22 protein-coding genes are annotated in these 21,856 nt (G+C 70.8%); 10 read left to right on the forward strand and 12 right to left on the reverse strand.

Translation table 11 applies throughout. From position 1 onward, the window contains the following. Nucleotides 1-22: 22 nt before the first annotated feature. Genes AB0J87_RS04720 through AB0J87_RS04730 form a run of 3 tightly spaced genes read left to right on the forward strand, consistent with a single transcriptional unit; the run spans nucleotide 23 to nucleotide 3,713 of the window. The gene (locus tag AB0J87_RS04720; RefSeq protein ID WP_363962635.1) at nucleotides 23-991 is read left to right on the forward strand and encodes an acetylxylan esterase; all 969 of its coding nucleotides are present in this window, start codon (nucleotides 23-25) and stop codon (nucleotides 989-991) included. Continuing rightward, nucleotides 988-2,100, forward strand: coding sequence for a hypothetical protein (locus tag AB0J87_RS04725; protein WP_363962636.1), 1,113 nt, complete (start codon nucleotides 988-990; stop codon nucleotides 2,098-2,100). The genes AB0J87_RS04720 and AB0J87_RS04725 overlap by 4 nt, the downstream gene beginning before the upstream one ends. After that, the gene (locus tag AB0J87_RS04730) at nucleotides 2,100-3,713 is read left to right on the forward strand and encodes an FAD-dependent oxidoreductase (protein ID WP_363962637.1); all 1,614 of its coding nucleotides are present in this window, start codon (nucleotides 2,100-2,102) and stop codon (nucleotides 3,711-3,713) included. The genes AB0J87_RS04725 and AB0J87_RS04730 overlap by 1 nt, the downstream gene beginning before the upstream one ends. Before the next feature lie 65 nt (nucleotides 3,714-3,778). On the opposite strand, the gene AB0J87_RS04735 is transcribed toward AB0J87_RS04730, so the two are convergent. Continuing rightward, entirely contained in the window at nucleotides 3,779-5,350 is a 1,572-nt protein-coding gene (locus AB0J87_RS04735) for an FAD-dependent oxidoreductase (protein ID WP_363962638.1), read from the reverse strand. Between the two features lie 59 nt (nucleotides 5,351-5,409). On the opposite strand from AB0J87_RS04735, the gene AB0J87_RS04740 reads away from it, so the two are divergent. Then, entirely contained in the window at nucleotides 5,410-6,255 is an 846-nt protein-coding gene (locus tag AB0J87_RS04740; RefSeq protein WP_363962639.1) for a helix-turn-helix transcriptional regulator, read from the forward strand. On the opposite strand, the gene AB0J87_RS04745 is transcribed toward AB0J87_RS04740, so the two are convergent. Continuing rightward, nucleotides 6,248-6,376 carry a hypothetical protein gene (locus AB0J87_RS04745; RefSeq protein ID WP_363962640.1) on the reverse strand — a complete coding sequence of 43 codons (129 nt, stop codon included), beginning with the start codon at nucleotides 6,374-6,376 and terminating at the stop codon, nucleotides 6,248-6,250. The two genes, AB0J87_RS04740 and AB0J87_RS04745, sit on opposite strands and share 8 nt — an antisense overlap. 323 nt (nucleotides 6,377-6,699) lie before the next feature. Here AB0J87_RS04745 and AB0J87_RS04750 point away from each other — a divergent pair, with 323 nt between their 5' ends. Next, on the forward strand, nucleotides 6,700-7,530 hold the full coding sequence (locus tag AB0J87_RS04750; RefSeq protein ID WP_363962641.1) for a maleylpyruvate isomerase family mycothiol-dependent enzyme: 831 nt from the start codon (nucleotides 6,700-6,702) through the stop codon (nucleotides 7,528-7,530). Nucleotides 7,531-7,655: 125 nt separating this feature from the next. Here AB0J87_RS04750 and AB0J87_RS04755 read toward each other — a convergent pair whose 3' ends face one another. After that, nucleotides 7,656-8,282 carry a DUF2238 domain-containing protein gene (locus AB0J87_RS04755; RefSeq protein ID WP_363962642.1) on the reverse strand — a complete coding sequence of 209 codons (627 nt, stop codon included), beginning with the start codon at nucleotides 8,280-8,282 and terminating at the stop codon, nucleotides 7,656-7,658. 131 nt (nucleotides 8,283-8,413) lie between these two features. On the opposite strand from AB0J87_RS04755, the gene AB0J87_RS04760 reads away from it, so the two are divergent. Continuing rightward, the gene (locus AB0J87_RS04760; protein ID WP_363962643.1) at nucleotides 8,414-9,403 is read left to right on the forward strand and encodes a GlxA family transcriptional regulator; all 990 of its coding nucleotides are present in this window, start codon (nucleotides 8,414-8,416) and stop codon (nucleotides 9,401-9,403) included. Nucleotides 9,404-9,409: 6 nt separating this feature from the next. Here AB0J87_RS04760 and AB0J87_RS04765 read toward each other — a convergent pair whose 3' ends face one another. Further along, nucleotides 9,410-10,123, reverse strand: coding sequence for an expansin EXLX1 family cellulose-binding protein (locus tag AB0J87_RS04765; RefSeq protein ID WP_363962644.1), 714 nt, complete (start codon nucleotides 10,121-10,123; stop codon nucleotides 9,410-9,412). Nucleotides 10,124-10,280: 157 nt separating this feature from the next. Here AB0J87_RS04765 and AB0J87_RS04770 point away from each other — a divergent pair, with 157 nt between their 5' ends. Beyond that, nucleotides 10,281-10,640: a hypothetical protein gene (locus AB0J87_RS04770; protein ID WP_363962645.1), complete on the forward strand. Its 360-nt coding sequence runs from the start codon at nucleotides 10,281-10,283 to the stop codon at nucleotides 10,638-10,640. Here AB0J87_RS04770 and AB0J87_RS04775 read toward each other — a convergent pair. The 4 genes from AB0J87_RS04775 to AB0J87_RS04790 form a co-directional block, all read right to left on the reverse strand. Beyond that, complete coding sequence (locus tag AB0J87_RS04775) at nucleotides 10,616-13,162, reverse strand: tetratricopeptide repeat protein (protein WP_363962646.1); 2,547 nt, start codon at nucleotides 13,160-13,162, stop codon at nucleotides 10,616-10,618. The genes AB0J87_RS04770 and AB0J87_RS04775 overlap by 25 nt on opposite strands. An 83-nt stretch (nucleotides 13,163-13,245) precedes the next feature. Further along, on the reverse strand, nucleotides 13,246-13,878 hold the full coding sequence (locus AB0J87_RS04780) for a response regulator transcription factor (RefSeq protein ID WP_363962647.1): 633 nt from the start codon (nucleotides 13,876-13,878) through the stop codon (nucleotides 13,246-13,248). Next, complete coding sequence (locus AB0J87_RS04785; RefSeq protein ID WP_363962648.1) at nucleotides 13,875-14,975, reverse strand: histidine kinase; 1,101 nt, start codon at nucleotides 14,973-14,975, stop codon at nucleotides 13,875-13,877. The genes AB0J87_RS04780 and AB0J87_RS04785 overlap by 4 nt, the downstream gene beginning before the upstream one ends. A 3-nt stretch (nucleotides 14,976-14,978) precedes the next feature. Further along, nucleotides 14,979-15,173, reverse strand: a complete 195-nt coding sequence (locus AB0J87_RS04790) for a hypothetical protein (protein WP_185079465.1) — start codon at nucleotides 15,171-15,173, stop codon at nucleotides 14,979-14,981. 86 nt (nucleotides 15,174-15,259) lie between these two features. Between AB0J87_RS04790 and AB0J87_RS04795 the strand changes: the two genes are divergently transcribed. Continuing rightward, nucleotides 15,260-15,955 (forward strand): class I SAM-dependent methyltransferase, encoded by a 696-nt coding sequence (locus AB0J87_RS04795; protein WP_350728589.1) that lies wholly within the window; start codon nucleotides 15,260-15,262, stop codon nucleotides 15,953-15,955. An 18-nt stretch (nucleotides 15,956-15,973) separates the two neighbouring features. Here the strand turns inward: AB0J87_RS04795 and AB0J87_RS04800 are convergent, their stop codons facing one another. Continuing rightward, nucleotides 15,974-17,131 carry an FAD-dependent monooxygenase gene (locus AB0J87_RS04800; RefSeq protein WP_363962649.1) on the reverse strand — a complete coding sequence of 386 codons (1,158 nt, stop codon included), beginning with the start codon at nucleotides 17,129-17,131 and terminating at the stop codon, nucleotides 15,974-15,976. A 114-nt stretch (nucleotides 17,132-17,245) separates the two neighbouring features. Between AB0J87_RS04800 and AB0J87_RS04805 the strand changes: the two genes are divergently transcribed. After that, nucleotides 17,246-17,947: a helix-turn-helix domain-containing protein gene (locus AB0J87_RS04805; RefSeq protein ID WP_363962650.1), complete on the forward strand. Its 702-nt coding sequence runs from the start codon at nucleotides 17,246-17,248 to the stop codon at nucleotides 17,945-17,947. 16 nt (nucleotides 17,948-17,963) lie between these two features. Here AB0J87_RS04805 and AB0J87_RS04810 read toward each other — a convergent pair whose 3' ends face one another. The 3 genes from AB0J87_RS04810 to AB0J87_RS04820 form a co-directional block, all read right to left on the reverse strand. After that, nucleotides 17,964-19,007 (reverse strand): hypothetical protein, encoded by a 1,044-nt coding sequence (locus AB0J87_RS04810; RefSeq protein WP_363962651.1) that lies wholly within the window; start codon nucleotides 19,005-19,007, stop codon nucleotides 17,964-17,966. After that, on the reverse strand, nucleotides 19,004-19,972 hold the full coding sequence (locus AB0J87_RS04815; protein ID WP_363962652.1) for a hypothetical protein: 969 nt from the start codon (nucleotides 19,970-19,972) through the stop codon (nucleotides 19,004-19,006). The genes AB0J87_RS04810 and AB0J87_RS04815 overlap by 4 nt, the downstream gene beginning before the upstream one ends. 218 nt (nucleotides 19,973-20,190) lie before the next feature. Next, nucleotides 20,191-20,796, reverse strand: coding sequence for a TetR family transcriptional regulator (locus tag AB0J87_RS04820; protein WP_363962653.1), 606 nt, complete (start codon nucleotides 20,794-20,796; stop codon nucleotides 20,191-20,193). A gap of 80 nt (nucleotides 20,797-20,876) precedes the next feature. Here AB0J87_RS04820 and AB0J87_RS04825 point away from each other — a divergent pair, with 80 nt between their 5' ends. Then, complete coding sequence (locus AB0J87_RS04825; RefSeq protein WP_363962654.1) at nucleotides 20,877-21,827, forward strand: zinc-binding dehydrogenase; 951 nt, start codon at nucleotides 20,877-20,879, stop codon at nucleotides 21,825-21,827. Nucleotides 21,828-21,856: the final 29 nt, after the last annotated feature.

The following is a 21,856-nucleotide window of genomic DNA, read 5'->3' on the forward strand; positions in this document are numbered from 1 at the left end:
CGCACCCGCCCCAAGGACACCGATGCCCCACTTCGACCTGCCCATCGACCAGCTCCGCGCGTACCGGCCAGAGGTCCGGGTCCCCGCCGGCTTCGACACCTTCTGGCGGCAGACGCTCGCCGACGCCCGGAAGGCGGGCGGAGATCCGCACTTCACCCCGGCCACGACGCCGCTCGTCGGGTGCCACGCCCTCGACGTGCGTTTCCCGGGGTTCGCCGGCGACCCGATCGCCGGCTGGCTGCTCCTGCCGCCCGGCGACGGGCCCCACCCCGCCGTCGTGCAGTTCCTGGGTTACGGGGCGGGCCGCGGACTGCCACACGAGTACCTTCCGTGGGTCGCCGCCGGATACGCGTGCTTCGTGATGGACTCGCGTGGCCAGGGCTCCACCTGGGGAGTCGGCGGGGCCACTCCCGACCCGCACGGGTCCGGACCGGCGGCGAACGGTGTCATGACCCGCGGCATCGAGGATCCCGGGACGTACTACTACCGGCGGCTGTTCACCGACGCCCTCCGTGCGGTCGACGCGGTGCGCCGGCACCCGTCCGTGGACGCCGCCCGCGTGGCGGTGTCCGGCGGGAGCCAAGGAGGCGGCATCGCGCTCGCCGCCGCGGGCTTGTCGGAGGACCTCATGGGCGTCTTCGTCGACGTGCCGTTCCTGTGCCATTTCGAGCGCGCCGTCGGCCTGACCGACCGCGAGCCGTACGCGGAGATCACGCGCTATCTCTCCGTGCACCGCGAGAGCGCCGAGCGGGTCTTCGACACGCTCTCGTATTTCGACGGCGTGAATCTCGCGGCTCTGGCCACCGCTCCCGCCCTGTTCTCGGTCGCGCTCATGGACCAGACCTGCCCTCCGTCGACGGTTTTCGCCGCGTTCAACGCCTACGCGGGTCCCAAGGAGATCACTGTGTACTCGTTCAACGGGCACGAAGGCGGAGCCGCCGCCCAATGGCCGCGGCAGGTCGCCCTCCTGACGGGGACGGCACGGGCATGAGCGCGCGCTTCGGAGTCAACTACCTGCCGCGGGAGAACTGGTGGTACGCCTGGGCAGAGGACGATGACGACGCGTTCGCGGAGGATCTCCACCAGATCGCCTCGCTCGGGTTCGACCACGTGCGTGTGCAGTGCCTGTGGCCGCTCTTCCAGCCCAACCCGTCCTGGGTGTCGCCACGCGCGCTGCGCCGCCTCGTCCGCCTGCTCGACCGTGCGGCGGAGAGCGGGCTCGACGTCTGCGTGACCGTGCTGAACGGCTGGCTGAGCGGCTTCGACTTCCGGCCGTCCTGGCTGAAGGACGTCGATCCCTTCACCGACGCCGCGGCCGTCAGCGCCGCGGAGCTGCTCGTCGGCGCCGTCTCGCGAGCGGTCGAAGGCCACCCGGCGCTCTGGTGCGTCGACGTCGCGAACGAGCCCAACGTCCTCATGCGCCGTCTCAAGCCAGGTGAAGGCGAGGCCTGGGCCGCGAGGATGCTCCACGCCGCGCGTGCGGCCTCCGTGCCGGTCACCGTGGGAGTCGACCATGTGCCGTGGATGAGCGATGACGCCCCGATCGGGCGGGCGTTCGTGGCCGGCGCGTGCGATCTCGTCCCGGTGCACGCGTGGCCGTTCTTCACCGGTGCTCTGGCCAGGGTCGGGGAGGAGCGCGCCTGGGCCGTCCCCGACTATCTCGCGCAGGTCGCCCGCGCGACCCCTGGCGCTGCCGGCAAGCCGGTGTGGATCCAGGAGCTCGGGGTTTCCCCGCTCTGGCTCACGGATGTGGCCGTGGAGGACTTCGCCGAGCGGATGTTGCGGCGTGCCGCCGCGATCCCCGGACTGGGCGCTGTCACCTGGTGGGCGTCCCACGACATCAGCCGCCGCTTCACCGGCTTCGACGAGCTCGAGTACGGCCTGGGCCTCATCGACGCCGAAGGACGGGTGAAGCCGATCGGATCGCGGGTGGCCGAGGTGGTCGCGGAACTGCGTGACCGGCCACGCGGACAGGCGGCAACGGAGCCGACGATCGTCCTGCCCGCCGGACGGGCGCCTGACATCGACTTCGCCGAAGGCTGGTTCGCGCGCATGGAGGCGACCGTCGGACCCGCAATCGTTCATGAAAGGGGCATGTGATGAGCGAGCGTACGCTTCACACGGACCTTCTGGTCGTCGGAGGAGGGCTCGGGGGAGTCGCCGCCGCGTTGACGGCGGCGCGCCTCGGCATCCGGGTGGTGCTCGCCGAGCGGTCGGACTGGCTCGGCGGCCAGCTGACCACGCAGGCGGTTCCGCCGGACGAGCACCGGTGGATCGAGACCGAGCTCGGCTCGACCTCGTACCGCGAGCTCCGCGAGATCATCCGAGCCCACTATCGCCGCCTTTACCCGCTTGCCCCGGACGCGGCCGCGGACCCGCAGCTGAATCCGGGTCGAGGTAACGTCTCGCGGCTGTGTCACGAGCCGAGGGTGGGCGCGCTGGCGATCGAGGAACTGCTGTCTCCGCACCTCGCCTCGGGCGCGATCACCTTGCTGCGGGAACACGACGTGGTGAACGTGGACCGCCGCGACCGGAAGATCGCCAACGTACGGCTGCGCAGCCGGGAAGGCGACCTCGTCGAGGTGACCGCCCGCCTCGTGGCCGACGCCACCGAGGAAGGCGACCTCCTGGAGCAGACCGGCATGTTCTTCACGATCGGGGCGGAGTCGCACGACGACACCGGCGAACTCCACGCACCGCCGGAGCCGGATCCACGGGATCAGCAGGCGGTCACCTGGTGCGTGGCACTCGAATATCGCGAGGGTGAAGACCACACCATCGACAGGCCCGGCGACTATGAGCACTGGCGCGACACCGTAGACCCCCGCTGGCCCGGCCCGCAGCTGTCCTGGAAGGACATCGTGCCCGATACGGGTGCGGTGCGGTGGCGGCCGCTGTTCGTCCACTCGCCCGAGCAGGCCGTCCACACAGGCGCCGACGACCTGTGGCACTACCGCCGGATCCTGTCGCGGCAGAACCTCGACCCGAGCTTTCCCGGAGGCGAGATCACGCTGGTGAACTGGCCGCAGATCGACTACTGGGAGCGTCCGCTGCTCGGCGTGAGCGCGGAGGAGCGCGAGCAGGCGCTGGCGGAGGCACGCTCCCTCACCCGCAGCTTCGTCCACTGGATGCAGACCGAGGCCCCTCGCCATGACGGCGGCACCGGCTATCCCGAGCTGCGGCCCAGGGGCGATGTCACGGGCACCTCGGATGGCTTGGCGAAGGAGGTGTACATTCGCGAGTCACGCCGGATTCGTCCCCTTTTCCGGGTGACCGAGGCGCACATCGGGGTGGAGATGCGGGGACCCGGCGAGGGAAGCGCCCTTTTCGAGGACAGCGTCGGCATCGGCCACTACCGCATCGACCTGCATCCCAGCACCTCCGGCCGAGGCTATGTCGACATCGACTGCTTCCCGTTCCAGATTCCGCTCGGAGCCCTCATCCCGGTCGACGTCGACAACCTCGTCGCCGCGAACAAGAACATCGGCACCACCCATGTCGCCAACGGCGCGTACCGGTTGCATCCGGTCGAATGGTCCATCGGCGAGGCGGTCGGCGCTCTGGCGGCCCAGGTCGCCGGGACGGCCCAGACCCCGGCGCAGCTCCGGGCCGATCCGGCGAGCCTCCGCCGCCTGCAGGGACGTCTTCGTGATGACCTCGGTGTCACTCTCGAGTGGCCCGATGACATCCGCACCGGTCGGTCCGCGAGCTGAGCGGCTCGGCGATGAGTTTCCCGGACGGCAGCGACCGATCCCCCGGCATGAGAGCCGGCCGTTTCTCACCCGGATCCCTGAGGGCTCCAGGCGATGATCTGGCCTCTTTCGGTGATGCGTTTCCGAAGCTGCTCGGGGTCGACGTCCTGAACGGCGACCTGGTTCCGGATCGCCAACGTCGCCGCGACGGCAGCCGACTCCGCGAGAACGCAGAAGACCGGTTCCATGCGGGTGGCCGCGTACGCGATGTGCGTCGCCGACAGGCACACGGGCACGAGCAGATTGGCGCAGTCGCTCTTGTGCGGAGTGATGACCCGGTAGGGAACGGGGTACGGCCGGCCCGTTCCCATGTGTCCGCCGATGAACATGTCGCCCTCGGTCGCCACCCCGAGTCGCCCTGTTGCGGAATCGCGATGGGCGATGCGCCGGGCGGGGTACACGTCCACGCCGAAGAGGGCGAGCCCGATGGCATCGGCGGGATCGGTCTGGTTCGACACATCCGCGTGGGTAAGGGTGTACCGGCCCTTGAGGCGCCGGGATACCCGTACATAGAGCTGGTGCGGCCACCCGTGGGTCTCCGGGAAGACGCCGGCGTCCAAGCCGTACGCGGCCGTCTCTCGCCGGAACTCCTCGGGCACCTCAGGGTGGGTCGAGAGGAAGTGGTGCAGGCCGCGGAGATAGTCGATGTGGTGGCGCCAGATCCGCGACCGGACGTTCCAGTCGCCGTCCTGGTAGTCGTGGCTCACGCCGACGGGCGCATTCGTGACTAGGGAGGCGCGCTGGTAGTTGTATTCACCTGAATTGAGCCATCCGGGAAACACGGCTCGGAGCCTGTCCAGCTGGTCGCCGGTGCTCGTGCTCACGGACTTGATGTGCTCGACGTAGCGGCGGACCAACTCGAATGTGTCAGGTGAGTAGTCGTCCGGCGCGGTGATCTCAGCCCTGTGACGCTTGTCCGACGTCAGATAGAAACGGAAGTTGTATGCCTGGGTGTAGCCGTCCGCCGAGCCGATCGGCAATCCGTGGTCCTCGTCGATGAGCGGGATGAGCCCACTGGTGGGATCGCCCGGTACGACGTAGGGGTCGATCGGCGTCCAGTTCGTGATGTGACCGACGCCTGCCGGTGCCTCGCCGAACGCCTCACGTGATTCGCGTCCGGTTCGATAGGGAACCTCTGCGAGAGCCATCAGGTCGCCTTCGTAAGAAGCGTCGAGGAAAATCGACGCCGATATGCTGAAAGGCTCTTCCGATTCGGATGCCGGCGGCGGCACTCCCCATTTGCTCGGCGGTGAAGGCTCAAGCTGGATGGTGTCGATATGGTCGCCGTTTCGCGTCGCCGAGCGGATGCGGTGCTCGAAGATCACTTTGATGCCGGTCTCGGAAAGCCACTCGTGGAACCCGCGCACGATGTCCGGGGGATGGTCCCCGAAACGAAAGATCACGTCGTTCGTCAGTCCTCCGACAGCCTCGGGAAGGGGGCAGTCCTGGAGCGGCTTGATTCCTGAGCCCAGCATTCCTCCGAGCCGACGACCTGGCTCGACGAGTATGACGGAGTTGCCCTCCTGGTGTGCCGTGATGGCGGCGACACAGCCTGCGGGCGTTCCTCCGTACACGCAGATATCGGCCCTCAGCGTCATTGATTCCGTCCTGTTCGAGATTGGTCCTCATATTTTTTCGGACTGCGCAGGACCACGGAATGGCGATTTTGGTGGAGACCATGCACATTTTGATGAGAGGCCATGGGATGGGTCTTGATGGTTACCTGCTGGCGCCCCGGCGCCCGCGGTTCAGCCTCGGTTCCGACACGTACGAGGGGTGGTGCATGCTGCTGCCGAGGAACGGAACGTTCTGCTATGAGGTCGAGGATGAAGCGGCGCACAGAACCAGAGCGGTGGGTGAGGCCGGGCTTCGGGGCGAGGCGCATTTCGGCGATGTCGTCATCAGCCCGCCGGGCAGCACGCTACGGCGGCAGATGAAAACGCCGACGTCGTTCTTCTTCGCGCGATTCCTGACCGCTCTGGAGCCGCCGATCGGCTGCAGTCGATTGCGCGACGTCGATCGCCTGCGCGCCGACCTCGCACTTCTCGAATCCACGCAATCCGCTTCCGGTGAAGGTCATCAAAGATTGGATGCGGAGATGGTCGCGGCGCATGTGGTCGACGACGTACTCATCACCCTGCTTTGGGAGCGGACGCGGGGAGACGTGCGTGAAGACGTTCTGGTGCGGAAGGCGACCGCCTGCATCCTGGAGTGCTTCACCTCGCCGGACCTTTCGCTCGGCGACCTCGCGAGGACGCTGGGCGTCAGTTCTTCGCTGCTCTCGCGACGTTTCCGGGACGTTCGAGGTGTCACACCGGGCCAATACCTTCGTGGCGTCAGGTTGCAGAAAGCGCGGGAGCTGCTGACCGGGACCGACTTCACCCTGCAGACCATCGCCGAACGGTGCGGATATCGCAGCGCGTTCTACCTCAGCCGGGTCTTCAAAGCCACCACCGGTCAGTCGCCTTCTGAATATCGCTCGGGAAGCCCGTCCATCAGGTGATCGAGCGCAGGAACTCGCCGTGGCCGTGCGCCGGCACGATGCCGATCCAGCCGTTGACCTCGGCCACCCAGCGGGATCCGTCGTCGATGGCATGGTCCGGTCCTAGCGCGAACTCCGGCACAGGTGCGAACGAATTCATCAAGGAGGCGCACGACGGCAACCGGCCTCTGCCCAACGAAACCTTCGGCGGAACGAGAAGCGAGCTGGACATCGACGGAGAGCGGTTCGTCCTCGAGTACAAAGGAGACTGGCACCTGCCGGGCAATCTGTTCATCCACGTGCGGCGGAGCTCATGCCGACGTCATGGGACAAGCGCCTCGGCGGGACCGACATCTGCCTCGCCGACAACCTCAGCGTCGTCGCATGGAGCGCTTTCATGGACTGACCGGATGGCAGCTCGAAAACGAGTTCTCCCTGGATGCGGCGGTTCAATAGGGTCACGTCATGACGCTCTTCGGTTCGGTCATCGACGTACGCCCCCTGTTCCCGCGTGAGCGGCAGGCCATGCTGGACCTGCTGCGCGCCCTGGACCCGGCGGACTGGGCCAGACCGACGATCTGTCCAGGCTGGGACGTACACGACGTGGTCTGTCACGTCCTCAACGACTACATGCGGCGCCTGTCGGGCAGCCGCGACGGGCACGGGGGCGCCGTCTTCGCCGACGACGAGACGCTTCCCGCCTATCTCGCGCGGACCAACGACGAGTTCGTCCGGGCCGGTCGCCAGCTCAGCCCGCAACTGCTGATCGACCTGCTGGAGCACCTGGGGCCGCAGCTGGACGCCCTCTGGGCGGCACGCGACCTGCAGGCGCCCGCCGACCTGAACGTGTCCTGGGCCGCCACGGACCTCGACAGCCCCGCCTGGCTCGACATCGGCCGCGAATACACCGAGTTCTGGGTTCACCAGCAGCAGGTCCGCGACGCGGTTTCCCGGCCCGGAGCCACCCAGCCCGATCTCATGGCGCCGGTGCTGGACCTCTTCGCACGCGCCCTGCCGCACACCCTGAGGACGTACGAACGCCCCGACGGCACAGTGGCTCACCTGGAGGTGCTCGGGCCGGCCGGCGGGCAGTGGAGCGTGGCCTGGCAGGGCGGCCGATGGCAGCCGGTGATGCCCGGCGACCGGCCGGCCGCGCGGGTCTCGATGGACCAGGACACCTTCTGGCGGCTGGCGACCAGGGGCATCAGCGTCGAGGAGGCCCGCGCACGCTCCAACCCGAGCGGCGACCCGGAGCTCACCGCGGCCATGACGACCTTGCTCGCGGTCGTCGCCTGAAACGACCGGACCGTGAGCGCGGCGCTTTTTGTGGACTCTTCCTGATCTCCGCGGTTGCGCTTTCCTGGCCGCTCTTCGTGCCACCTGCACCGCCCTTTCGGGTGCGCAAGAGCCGACAAGGCTCCTCAATCCCGGCGCAGGCGCGCGAGCTGCCGGTCGTGCAGGCGGGTGAGGAGCAGGAGGGACGCGACGGCGCCGATGAGGGCGCAGGCCATGTCCCACTGGGTGTCCCACTGGTCGCCCTGGACGGCGAGGAAGGCGTCGGCCGCCGACCCGGCCGCGAGCGCCGACCACCACTCCAGCATCTCGAAGAAGGCGCTGAAAGCCAGGCAGACGCAGACGGTCAGCGGGGCCAGCCACGCGCTGCCGCGCAGAGGGGAGGTCCGCACCAGCACCTCACGGACCAGGATCGCGGGCACGAACCCCTGCACCAGATGGCCGACCCGGTCATAGGGGTTGCGCGACAGCGCCAGCACGTCCTGCAGCCAGTGCCCGAACGGAACCCGCGCATAGGTGTAGTGCCCCCCGACGATCAGAACCAGCGCGTGTACGGCCAGCAGGCAGCACAGCAGCGTGGTGAGCGGGAAGCGCCGCCAGAGCACCACCAGGAGCGGCAGACCGCCGATCACCCAGAAGGTCTCCAGGAGCCAGGTGAGCCGGTCGTAGGGACGCACACCCGAGACGACCAGAGCGAGGAGCACCACGGCGGCCAGCACCAAGGGCAGCCGCCGGGCGGCGGAAGCAGGAGTCATGCGATCAGCCTCGAAAGCGGTGGGGGTGAGAGAAGCGAGGGGAGCAGGTCATCTTCATCGACCGCCTGATGTCCGGATCCGTGGGACAGGCGTCCTTGCGGACATCCGTCGTGCGCCCACAGACTATCCATATGACGACGATTCGGTCCGACGAAGTGATCTTCGCCGTGTCCGACGGAGTGTTGCTGCTCGACGTGGCCGGCCCCGTCCAGGTCTTCAACGACGCCGGTGGGTATCGGGTGCGGTTGGCTTCGCCGGACGGGCAGCCCGTTCGCAGCGATGTCGGCATCTCGCTGAGCGTGGATCTCGCGCTGTCGGATCCGGACCTCGACGTGGACACGCTGGTCGTGCCGGGCTATCCGAGGAGGTCGTCAGGGGTTCTCGGGTCCGCGCTGGTCGACAGGCTGCGGGAGCTGGCGCCGCGGGCCCGTCGGGTGGTGTCCGTGTGTACGGGCGCGTTCCTGCTCGCCGAGGCCGGGCTGCTCGACGGCCGGCGGGCCACGACGCATTGGGACGCCTGCGCCGAGTTCGCGGCGCGGTTCCCGGGCGTCACGGTGGAGCCGAACGCCATCTACGTACGCGACGGCTCGATCGTCACGTCAGCGGGTGTCACCGCCGGGATCGACCTCGCGCTGGCGCTCGTCGGGGAGGACCAGGGCGAGGACCGGGCCCGTACGGTGGCCAAGCACCTCGTCGTGTTCCTGCAGCGTCCCGGCGGGCAGCGCCAGTTCAGCGTCCCGGGCGCCGCTCCCGCGCCCCGCAACCCGACCGTACGCCGCGCGCTCGACCTGGTCGCCGCGGACCTGTCCGCGGACCATCGCCTCGCCACGATGGCCGCCGGCCTAGCCGTCAGCGAGCGTCACCTGACCCGCCTGTTCCGCCGCGAGCTGGGGTCGACGCCGGCCCAGTTCGTGGAGCGGCTCCGGGTCGAAGCGGCGCAGGCCCGGCTGGAGTCCGGGGACGCCATCGTGCGGGAGATCGCCAAGGCGTGCGGCTTCGGCTCGCAGGAGACGATGCGCCAGGCGTTCCTGCGGGTGCTCGGTGTGGCGCCGTCGGCGTACCGGAATCGGTTCCGGCTGGCCGGCCATCGGCCCGTGGCGGATCCTCAGACCCAAGGCTGACGGCGTTCAGTACATCTTCGTGGTGGTGTGCTGGACGGCGGAGGGAGCCAGGCGGACGCCGTTGGCGGTGACCCGGTGGCCGCGGGTGTCGGTGACCCGTACGGAGAAGGGGCCCTGGCCCGCGCCGGACTCGGCGATCCAGTAGTTGTAGTCGGCCCTGGCCAGCTTGCGCCACGCGCCGCCGGCGGTCTTCACCTCGACCGAGGTGAGCGGGTTGCCGTGGTTGTTGACCAGCAGGGCCAGCCACCACTGCGACGACCCCTCCTTGACGCGGAAGGAGAGCGGTTTGCCGATCTTCGGGTTGGCGGCCGGCCTGTAGGTGACCCCGACCAAGCCCCTGCCGGGGTCCGCGACGCGGGCGAAGGCCTTGCGGCTGAGGTCGATGTGCCCGGCGGGGCACTCCGGGCACTGGTCGACGACCTTGACCTGCACGGAGCCCTTCGGCCCGGTGACGGTCAGGTAGCCGCCGCAGGCGGCCGCGGCGCGGTACTCGCCGCGGGAGAGCGCGACGTAGAGATCGCCGGCGGGAGGCGACGGATAGGAGCAGTTGCCGCCCCCGGACCGGAGTTCGTAGAAGGTCGCCTTACCGCTGGTCGCTTTCGCCGACGCGCCGGCGGCCGCGGTGCTCTCCTTGCTCCGGCCGGATTGGGCCAGGGCTGAGGCAGGGAGGAGCGAGGTCGCGGCGAGCGCGGCGGCGAGAACAGTGGGTAAGCGGCGCATCCAGGTTTTCCTCTCATATGTGATGGATGCGACAGTAGCGAAATCGGTATATCTCGGTACGGTAAAGCTGCAGATCTTCCGTGATATGTCCGGGAAATAGCCGGTTATTGCCCTGGATGTTCAGGCAGCGGCAATCGACACTCGCGTCATGAAATCGATGACGAAAACACTGCTCGCCGGGTCGGCGCTGGCCTGCCTGGCGGTGGCGGGCACGACGGGCACGGCGCACGCGGCCATCGGACGGCTGACGTTGATCAGCGGGACTGCCGGCGTCAGTTTCAGCTACACGACCTGCCAGCCGCCCCGGGACCAGCCGGTGGAGCTGTACGAGGTCGACACGTTCGACAACCAGCCGGTTCCCGGCTGCCAGGTCGTGCTCACCGGCCGTACGGGCGCGAGCCAGGTGCTCTGCGTGGGGCGCGGAAGCCTGCCGCCCGAGCTCCGCCAGGTGCTTCGCGTCCGGATGCAGCCGGGCACGGCTCCGCCCTGCGCTTACGGGCCGGCCGCGGGCAGCTGATGCGAATCGGCTGACGCCAGGTGGGCGCGGATGCTCTCGGCGTCCACCCCCGTCTCTTCGGTCCGGTCGATGCCGAGGACGGACATGATGGTCAGGGCCTCGCTCCAGTGGCGCCGGGCGTGGTCGGGCCGGCCGAGCGCGGCGTGGGCGTGGGCGAGGCCGTCGTGGGCGCGGGCCTGGTCGCTCGGCTGGTGAAGGTCCGAGGCGAGGTCCAGCGCCTGGCGGTGGCAGTCGAGCGCCTGGTCGGACTGGCCGCGGGCATGCTGCAGCCGGCCCATGCCGTGGAGGGCCTCGAACTGCCAGTTGCTGTTGCCGATCTCGCACGCCAGGCGCAGGGCCTGCTCGTAGCAGTCGTACGCCTCCTCGTACCGCCCCTGGAAGCGGTGCAGGTGGCCGAGGCCGTTGAGGCTGTCGAGCTCGCCGAGCCGGTGCCCGGTGCCGCGGGCCAGGCCCAGGGCCCGCGTGAAGTAGTCGGTGGCCGGGCCGTGCGCGCCCCGCCCGAGGTGGATGAAGCCGATGCCGAGCAGGGCCCGTAACTCGCCGGTGCGGTGGCCGATCGAGCGGGCGATGACGAGCGCCCGCGCCAGCTCGTCGGCGCTCGTGTCGTACCACCCCATGATCCGGTGGACGTTGCCGGCGGCGATCAACGCGTCCAGCTCACCCGTACGGTGACCGATCGCCCGGGCGATGTCCAGCGCCTGCTCGAAGTGCTCGGCGGCCCGCGCGTACTCTCCCTGGAACCCGCGGACCATGCCGATGCCGTTGAGCGCCCGTAACTCGCCCGCTCGATGACCGATGGCGCAGGCGATGGCCAGGGCGCGGGAGGAGTCCTCCAGAGCCGCCTCGTACCGGCACTGCATCTGACGGATCTCGCCGAGCCCGAGGAGGGCCTCCAGCTCGCCCGTACGGTATTCGGCCGCCTGGGCCGCCGACAGCGCCCGCTCCAGGAGCGTCTCAGCCTCGGCATACCGGCCGCGGGTGCGCAGGCACCGGTGCAGGGTGGCCGACAGGTGCCGGACGTGTTCGGAGAAGCCGTGCTCGGCGGCCAGCTGCGCGAGGCTGAGCAGGTTGGACAGCTCGGCCTCGAGCCACGCGGCGGCGTCGGCCACCGCGGGCGGCGCCACCTCGCCCGGCGCGATACGCGGCCGCATGTCCGCCTCGTAGGGATAGAGGAGGTCCATCGCCGCCGAGGCCGCGCGGCTGTAGTGGTTCAGCAGCCGCGCCGAGGCAGCGCGCCGGTCGGACTCGGGCTCTTCTCCGGCGGCCCGTTCGGCGGCGTGTGTCCTGATCAGGTCGTGGAATCGGTAGCGGCCGGGGATCGGCTCCTGCAGCAGGTGGACCTCCAGCAGCCGGTCCAGCAGCGTCGCGGCCCGCTTGACGGTGGTGGCCAGCAGCGCGGCGGCCGCGTCGGGCGCGAGGTCCATGCCGGGGTGCACCCCCAGCAGCCGGTACGCCCGCCGCTCGGTGTCCGTGAGCTCCTGGTAGGACAGGTCGAGCGCGGCGGTGACGCTGTGCTGCCCGGCGCGCAGCTCGCTCAGCGGGTGCTGGTGCTCCTCCAGCCGCTGCAACAGGTGCCGCACGCTCCAGGCCGGATGGGCCTTCAGCCGGGCCGCGGCCAGGCGGATGGCCAGCGGTAACAGCCCGCACCGCCGTACCACCGCGGCCAGCACCTCCCGTGGCACCCCCGCGACCCGCTCCTCGCCTGCGGTGCCGGTGAACAGCGCGATCGCGTCCGCGAGCGGCAGCACGTCGACCGACACCGTACGGGCGTCGTCCAGCCCGACCAGCCGCCGCCGGCTCGTCACCAGCACCAGGCAGCCGCCCGCACCCGGCAGCAGGGGCCGCACCTGGGCCTCGTCGGCGGCGTTGTCCAGGACGATCAGCATCTTCCGGTCGGCCAGCACGCTGCGATAGAGCGCGGCCCGGTCGTCGAGGTGCTGCGGAATCGTCTCCCCGGGCACGCCCAGCACCTCCAGCACGCGGGCGAGCGCGTCGGCCGGGTCCGCCGCGGGCATGCCCCGCGTGTAGCCGTGCAGGTCGACGAACAGATCACCGTCGGGAAAGCGCGGAGCCAGCTGGTACGCGGCGTGCACGGCCAGCGCGGTCTTGCCCACCCCCGCCATGCCGTCGATGGCGGTGACCACCACCGTGGCGGCGTCACCGACGTCGTCGAGAACGGCCAGCTCCCGTGCCCGGCCGATGAACGCCGCCGCGTCGGCGGGCAGCTGCCGCGGTGTCGGCCGCGCGCCTTCTGACAGGCCGTTCGCGGCACGCGTCAGTACGGACACCTCCGCGGCGTCCAGGCCCAGCGCCACGGCCAGCGAGCGCACCGACGCGCTGCGCGGCCGCCGCAGCTCGTCCGCCTCCAACCGGCGAACCGTGCGGACGTTGAGCCCCGCCCGCGCCGCCACCTGCTCCTGGGTCAGCAGCGCCCGCTCACGCCAGCTCCGTAACAACGCGCCCAGGCCCGGCCCCCCGACCGGACGGCCCGCCTCGGCGCCGTCGCGTACTCCTGACGGCATGAACCCATCTCCTGTGGTCAGCTGTCCGGATCAAGAACGAGCCTATGTCATTCTCCATCGGCCCGCTGGCCCTGGCGCAGGCGCTACAGGAGGCTGTCGCGCGCGTAGGCGGCGGCCTCCGTGCGGTTGCGTACGCCGATCTTGGCGAAGGCGTTGTTGATGTGCGTCTTGACCGTCGTCTCCGCGATGAAGAGCGCCGAGCCGATCTCCGCGTTGCTCATCCCCCGGGCGACGAGCCTCAGCACCTCGACCTCCCGTACGGTCAGCCCGTCGGGACACGCCGAGACCGGCGGCGGCGCGGCACGGGACAGCGCGTCCACCAGCCGGCGGGACACCGCCGCCGAGAACGTCGACTGCCCGGCGGCGGCCGAGCGCAGGGCGGCGGCGATCTCCGCGCGCCCGGCGTCCTTGGTGAGGTAGCCGCAGGCCCCGGCCAGCAGGGCGGAGTCCACGGACCGGTCGTCGTCGTACGTCGTCAGCACCACGACGGCCACCTCCGGATGCGTGCGGGCGATCCGCCGCGTGGCCTCGACGCCGTCCATCACGGGCATGCGCAGGTCCATCAGCACGACGTCGGGGCGCAGCTCGGCCACCAGGCGCAGGGCCTGTTCGCCGTCCCCGGCGTCGCCCACCACGTCCACGTCGTCGACCAGGTCCAGCAGCGCCACCAGGCCCTCGCGCATGAGCTGCTGGTCGTCCACGACCAGGACCTTCATTCCGGCACCTCCGCCCGTACCTCCCACAGGCCCCCCGACGGTCCCGCGCTCAGCGTCCCGCCCGCGAGCGCCAGCCGCTCGCGCATGCCCTGCAGCCCGTGCCCGGATGACGGCGCCGCGGCCGCGTACGGATTGCGCACCACCAGCCGGACGGCGCCCTCACCGTAGCCGATCTCCACCGTGACCGGCTCGCCCGGCGCGTGCTTGGCGGCGTTGGTGAGCGCCTCGCGTGCCGTACGCAGCAGGCAGACCTCCGCCGCCGGGGTGATCGGCCGCCGCGTGCCCGTCGTACGCAGCTCGGCCGGCGCCTCGTGGTCCCTGCGGTGCTCGGTGACCAGCAGGCTCAGCGCGTCGGGCAGCGGCGGCACGTCCTCGCGCAGCGCCGCCACCGCCGAACGGGCCTCGACCAGCCCTTCCCTGGCCAGTGCCCGCGCTCTGCGGACGCGCGCCACCGCCCCCTCCACGTCGCCCCGCTCGGTGAGCATGGCCTCGGCGACCTCCAGCTGCACCCCCAGGGCGCCGAGGGAGTGCGCGAGCACGTCGTGCAGCTCCCTGGCGATGCGGGTCCGCTCGTCGAGCGCCATGGCCCTGGCCCGGTCGTGCTGGGCCTGCCGGTACTGGCGCCGCTGCAACGCGAAGAGCACGGTGAGCATCACGACCGTCCCGCGGACCACGATCGCCGATCGCGGCTGCTCCCACCACAGCAGGCTGCCGACCATGAGCACCAGGTCGGTCGCGGTGACCGCGGCGATCGCCGCCATGCTCGGCGTCATGTGCGCCGCGAACAGCAGCAACATCGCGAACACGAACACCGTGGGCGCCGGCTCGACCGACCCCGACACCGACGCCGCGACCGCCGAACCCGCCGCCAGCGCGGCCACGGCCACGCGCGGGAACCGGCCGTCGAGCAGGACGAAGGCGAGCCAGCACGCCATCGACACGCCGAGCGCGGACCACAGCAGCGCGGGGACGCGATCGGGCTCGGCGGCCGCCAGCGACCAGGCGAGGACCAGGCTCAACAGCAGCCTGACCAGGCGCCCCGTTTCGGGGTCGTCGGCCGCCAGGAGCCGTACGACCCGCCCCCACACCTCTCGCATCGCCTAGCGCGAGTCCTTCAAGGTCAGAATCATGTCCACCAAGATAAGCCGGAAGGCCACGAAACCGACGACCACCAGCAGCGCCACGACGACGATCGCGAGCAGGAACTTGCCGTTCATCTTTCCCCCGTTGGCGTCCAGGAGCCGGTGCAGCAGTTCGAGCCAGAGGCTGCCCGGCCGTCCAGAGTGCTTGTCCATGCCTGGGACGGTAGGGACGGGGCGGGGTGGAGCGGCACCTCCGAAAGGTGGAGAGCGGGGTGGAGGCGCTCTGTCATGATGGGCGGATGCCCCCTGAGACCGCTTATCACGGCGCGCTCGGAGACCAGTTCGCCGAACATGCCACCACGAGCCCGTACAACGCCTACGTCGACCGGCCCGCGATGCTGGAGCTCGCCGGTGACCTCGCCGGGACGAGGGTTCTCGACGTCGGGTGCGGAGCCGGGCACTACGCGGCCGAGTTGCTGGCCCGCGGGGCCGAGGTGGTCGGTGTCGACGGGAGCGCCGCGCTGCTGGGCCACGCGCGGGCCCGGGTGGGGGAGCGGGCCGAGCTCCTTCTGCGCGATCTGGAGGAGCCGCTGGACTTCGCCGATGACGCGTCGTTCGACGGGGCCGTGTGCGCGCTGGTGTATCCCCACGTCACCCGCCGCGCGCAGTTGTTGGGCGAGCTGCGCCGCGTGCTGCGGCCGGGAGGGTGGCTCGTGGTCTCCACCGGCCATCCGACCGCCGACTGGCAGCACTTCGGGGGCTCGTACCACGCCGGCGACTGGGTCGAGCTTCCCGTGGGCGACGGCCCGTTCTCGATCCACTTCCAGCGGATGTCGCTGGAGGTCTTCCTGGGGGAGCTGCTGGCCGCCGGGTTCGTCCTGGAACGGGTCGTCGAGCCGCGCCCGGTGGCCGCCCTGCGGGAGATCGACGAGGCCGCCTACGACAAGCTGAACGAGCGGCCGTCCTTCCTCGCCGTCAGGCTCGTACGCCCCTGACCGCGGCGGCGGGGTTCTTCAGACGGCCACCGGGGTGAGCCGGTTGCGGACCCATGAGGCGGCTGCCGCGGTCGGCCAGAACCGGCTCGCCAGGTTGCGTGCGGCGATCCCGGCGCGGGTGGCGGGGACCATCATGGCCGCGGCCGTCGCGACGTTCCCCTGGCGCGGGTCCACCAGGGTGCGGTGCTCGGCCTCGTACCGCGCGAAGGCCGACTGCGGGTCGGCGGGGGTGGCGGCCAGCTCCTCGGCGAGGGTGTAGGCGCCGGCCATGGCCAGGGTGGAACCGTCGCCGAACAGCGACACCGACGAGGCCGCGTCGCCCAGCAGCGCGACGCGCCCCTTGGCCCAGGAGTCGAGGCGCACCTGGCTGACGGAGTCGAACCAGAGGTCGTCGGCGGCACGGGCCTGGTCCAGCAGCTCGGGCACGCGCCACCCGTCACCTGCGTAGGCGTCGGTCAGGATCCGCTTGTGCTGCGCGAGGTCGCGGTGGTTGAAGCCCCGCACCTCCGGGTGACGGAAGATGAAGGCTGCCAGGGCGCGGCCGTGTACGGGGTGGACGGAGGCCAGCCGGCCGGGGGCGTTGTGCAGGACGACGTCCTGCTGGTTGTCGGCCGGGCCGTCGAGCTGCATCGTCGCGACGTAGAGGCCCATGTGGCGGACGAACGCGGACTCGGGTCCGAAGGCCAGCCGCCGGGTCGTCGAGTGGAGCCCGTCGGCTCCGATGACGAGGTCGAACCGGCGCGGCGCGGCCTTCTCGAAGGTGACGTCCACGCCGTCGCCGTCCTGGCTCAGCGCGGTCATCGTGTCGCCGAACAGGACCTCGGCCGAGTCGCGGCTCGCCTCGTACAGGATGGCCGCCAGGTCGGTACGCGTCACCTCCACCTCCCGGCTGCCGGACGCCTGCCGCAGCGCCCGCATGTCGACCCGCCCGACCTGGCGGCCGGACGCGTTGACGAAGCTCAGCGCCGTCACCTGCGTGGCCGCCTCGCGCAGCCGCGGCATCACGCCCATGCGGTCGGCCACGGTCACGGCGGGGCCGCGGACGTCCACGGGGTTGCCGCTGGAGCGCAGGCCGGCGGCGCGTTCGACGACGGTGGGCCGGAAGCCGTGCCGCGCCAGCCAGTACGCCAGCGTGGTGCCGCCGATGCCGGCTCCGGAGATCAGGACTGTCTTCATGACTCACTCCTCGGGTTGCCGTGGTTCGACGTGACCATATGACGAGATTTGAAAGTTAGTCAATCGCTAGTTGATGAGTTGACCAGATTTCGCATTTGGTCATATGGTCTGCGGGTGAGCGCCGAACGACTCCGAGACCCGCGGCAGCGAGCCGAGCGGGCCGCACGGATCCTCGACGTGGCGGCGGACCTGCTGCTGCGCCACGGCTACCGGCGGGTGACCATCGACGACGTGGCCGCCGGGGCCGGCATCGGCAAGGGGACCGTCTACCTGCACTGGAAGACCCGGGAGCAGCTGTTCGGCGCGGTCTTCGCGCGTGAGGTGCTTCGGGCGATGGACGAGCTGCGCCAGGCGCTCCGGGAGGATCCGCGGGCATGCCTGCTGCACCGGTTCGCGCGGGCCTACTTCCTGGCCATCGCGAACCGGCCGCTGCTGCTCAGCTTCCTCCTGGCCGACCCCGACCTGGTCGGCAAGCTGACCAGCTCCCCCGACCCGGCCCGCGACGAGCGGCACGGCGCCATGGCCCGCGACTACCTGGGGCTGCTCGCCGAGCACGGCCTGCTCCGCGACGACATGAGCGTCGATGAGCTCGGGTTCGCCTACCAGGCGACGTTCGAGGGGTTCCTGCGGGCGGGGGGCGCCTCGGACGGCCGGGAGCAGCGGGCGGACCTGCTCGCGCGTACCGTCCGGCGGGCGTTCGAGACCGAGTCCGCGGTCCCCGACGCCACGTTGCGGGACGTCGCCGCGGCCGTGGTCACCTTGCTCGGCGACGTGATCGACGCCGACCGCGCCGAGTCCGGCATCCCCGAGGGGTAGAGCGCCGGCGCGCTGGTCACGGCTGGGAGATGAGCTGGACGCGGATGCCGTTGTCGTACGGGACCACGATCGTCTGGTCGCGGCCGAGCTTCCACTCCGGGTTGACCAGGAACAGCCGGCCGCCGGAGGCGAGCAGAAGCCGGAAGCCGCGGTAGCGGTGCGCGTAGCTCGGGTCCTTGCCGGTGGTCTTCAGCCGGATGTGGGTGATGCCGGGAGGTACGTCCTGCAGCGGCTCCTTCATGTCGAGGATGACCTCGGCGCGTTTGGGCAGGTCGTGCGCGTCCTGCTCGCCCCGGCCGGTGCCGTAGGCCCACGCGACCGTGGTCGAGGCCCAGAACAGGCCGGCGACGGCCAGGCCCAGCACGCTCAGCACGCCGTTCCTGGCCAGGCGGGGTGACATGAGCGGGCGGCCGCGGTTCTTGCCGTGGATGTGGATCCCGTACGCCACCATGGCCGGGCCGGACGCCAGCGCGAGCGGCGTCGCGCCGATGACGACGCTGGTGTCGGCGTCCCCGAGGAAGATGCCGATCATCGCGCGGCCGATCAGGAGCAGTCCGACGAGCGTGAAGCCGGCGGCCAGGAAGGTGTTGACGGTGTCGCCGGGGCGGCGGGCGAGCTGCCGGGAGACGGTGGCGTGGACGGCGATGACCAGCAGCGTGCCCAGGCAGATCAGGGCGGCCGGGACGTGCACGACTTCGAGGCCGTCGAGGAGCAGGCTCTGGTTGGACAGGCCGGTCATGTCGAGGGATATGCCGAAGTAGTCGAAGCGGGCGCGGGTTGCCACGTAGCCGAAGTAGATCAGCAGCGCGGTCGCCAGCGTGGTGGGGCCTACGGCCTCGGCGAGTTGCCGCACCCGCGCCGAAACCGCCTCCTGCCCGCTCGCCGCCTCCTGCCTGGGTGCCGTCTCTTGCGCGCTCGCTGCCTCCGGCGCGCTCGCCGTCTCCTGCCTGGGTGCCGTCTCTTGCGCGCTTGCCGGCTCCTGATCGGGTGCCGTCCCCCGCTCGGTCGCCGGCTCCTGTCCGGTTGCGGTTTTGCTCGCGGGCTCGTGCGTGGTGGTCACTCTCCCTCCGGAGCCGTGGTCGTGCCCTCATCCGTCGTATCCGGCCCGTCGTCCTGCGATCCGGAGTCCGAGCCCTCCTGCGATCCGGAGTCCGAGTTCTCCTGAGAGCTGCCCGAGTCGTCGGTGGAGGTGCCGGTGTCGTCGTCCGGCGACGGCGTCGGGGACTCCTCGGAGGAGGTGCCCGAATCGCCGATGTAGTACGAGAACTGCGGAACGTTGTTGGATGTCTGGCCGGTCACTTCCACCGGCGCCTCCGCCGTCGGCGGCGGGCCGCCCCAGTCGCGGACCTGGTCGCAGGGCGCGTCCTCGACGTTGACGCACAGGTAGCGGAAGCGGACCACCGCCTGGATGACGTACGGGCGGTCAGAGGCGTCGCCCGTGATGATCGCGCCCGCGAGGCACTGCGAACCGGCCCTCAGCTGGACCCCCTGGCACAAGGGGTCGCCGGTGGGGTCGCAGTGGCCGGGGGCCGATCGGGCCGTGGCGCGGCCGGGGCCCGACTGCACGGTGAAGGAGACGGACTCGATCGTCCCGACGGTGGAGGTCTTGTTGATGATGGTGACGCAACCGTCATCGCCAGGGGAGCCGTCGAGGTGTACGCCGTTCCAGTGGACGCTGCGGCGGTTGTTGCGCGTTCCCGGAGGCGTGGACCTGTCGCCGGTCGGTCGCCCGTCGGCATCCTTGCCCTGACCGGTCGAGCCGTCCGGCGCTCCGGTCGCCGAGCTGCCGTCGTCGGGCGCGCCGCTCGTCGTACCGTCGGCGTCAGGTGCGTCGCTCGCCGAGCCGTCGGCGTCGGGTGCGTCCGCCGAGCCGTCCGGGGCGTCCGCGGTGGCGTTCGTCCCGGTGCCGGCCACCGGCTCCGCGCCGTTGCCGGTGGCGACGCCGGCCAGCCAGGCGATCCCGAGGACCGCCACGAGGCCGAGGATTCCGGCCATGATGAGCATGCGTGCCCGCGATGGCGTCATGGATCCTCCTGGAGTGCGTCGCCGATCCCTCACCAAGTCCCAGAATCGGCTCCTCCGGCTGGGATCGCATGAGTACCCCCTTACTCAAAGCGACGTTCCTCGGAGGGCGGCGTGACGGTCGCCGTCTCCAGCCCTCAGGTCGGGTCCCGCTCGGCGCCTGAGGGGATGCCGAGCGCTCAGGTCTGGTCCGGCCCGGCGTCTGAGGTGACGCCGAGCGCTCAGGTCTGGTCCGGCCCGGCGTCTGAGGTGACGCCGAGCTGGTCGAAGGCCGCGCCGACGCTCGGCCACAGCGCGGCCGGGTCGCCCGCCGCGACCTCGTGGCCGGCCTTGTAGCAGGCCAGCGCCACCTGCGGGGCCAGTGCGGCGGTCTCCGCCGAGGCGCCCTGCCGCCGCAGGAGCTCGCCGGCCAGCTCGACGAGGCGTCGCTGTTTGCGGGCCGCGCGGTCGTCCAGCTCGGGGTTCGCCGCGATCAGCCGTTCGCGCAGGACGTAGCGGTCGGTGTCCCGCGTCGCCCATGCGCAGACCGCCGCCACAGTGTCGCGCAGCAGCGCGAGCGCCTCCGGCAGCGACGGCGGACGGTCGAGCCGCAGCTCGCGGTGTCGCCGGGCGACGTTGTCCAGCAGTTCCTCCTCGCCGGCGAAGACGACCTCCTGCTTGTCGCCGAAGTAGCGGAAGAACGTGGTGCGGCCGACCCCGGCCCGGTCGGCGATGTCCGCGACCGTCACGCCGGCGTAGTCGCGTTCGGCGAACAGCTCGTAGGCGGCCGCGACGATCTCGTCACGGGCTCGCTGCTGGTTGCGGGCGCGGAGGGTGGATCGGGGCACCGCCTCAGTCTAGTCGTGCTGTACTTCGATCCATTATGGTACGCAGTACCATTTAGGTACTCAATTCCAAGGAACTGGACATGCAAGCGGTGCAGATCACCGAGTTCGGCGGGCCCGAGGTCGTGGCCGTGCGAGAGGTGCCCGAGCCCCGGCCGGGAACCGGTCAGGTTCTCATCGACGTGGCGCGATGCGGGGTGAACTTCGCCGACACGCTCCTGCGCGAGAACCGCTACATCGCCGCCGTCACGCTGCCGCTGATCCCCGGGATCGAGGTCGTCGGCCGGACCGCGGACGGGCGACGGCTGGCCGCGATGATCTCCGACGGCGGGTATGCCGAGAAGGCCGTGGTGGTGGAGGACAGCGCCTTCCCGGTGCCCGACGGGGTGGATGACGTGACCGCCATCGCGCTGCTCGTCCAGGGGCTGACCGCCTGGTGGCTGATCAATCGCACCGCTCGGGTGCAGCCGGGGGAGAGCGTGGTCGTCCACGCGGCGGCGGGCGGCGTCGGCTCGCTGGCCGTACAGCTGGCCAAGCTGCGCGGCGCCCGGGTCATCGCCACGGCCGGCACGCCGGACAAGCGCGAATTCGCACTGTCCCTCGGCGCGGACGCCGCCGTGGACCCCGCGGCGGACGACCTCACCGGGGCGTTGCGGGCGGCGAACCACGGCGATCCCGTCGACGTGGTCCTGGAGATGACGGGCGGCCGCGTCACCGACCAGAGCGTCGCCGCGCTGGCCCCGTTCGGCAGGCTCGCCTACTACGGGATGGCGGGCGGGGTCGAGCCCGCCCCGGTGCCGCCGCGCGACCTGCAGCGCCGTTCGGCCACGGTCAGCGGCTTCTGGCTGATGAACGCCCTCGCCTATCCGGAGGTCCTCGGCAAGGCGTACATGGAGATGTCCGGGCAGGTCGCGGCGGGTGAGCTGCGCGTCGTCCACGGCGGCGACCACCCGATGTCGGAGGTACGGCGCGTGCACGCGGACCTGCGTGGCCGCCGGACCGTCGGCAAGCTCGTCCTCGACCCGGCAAGATAGAACCGATCGGTTCGATCTCTGTTAGTATT

The organism is Nonomuraea sp. NPDC049625, from assembly GCF_040675285.1.
GTDB classification, from domain to species: domain Bacteria; phylum Actinomycetota; class Actinomycetes; order Streptosporangiales; family Streptosporangiaceae; genus Nonomuraea; species Nonomuraea angiospora_A.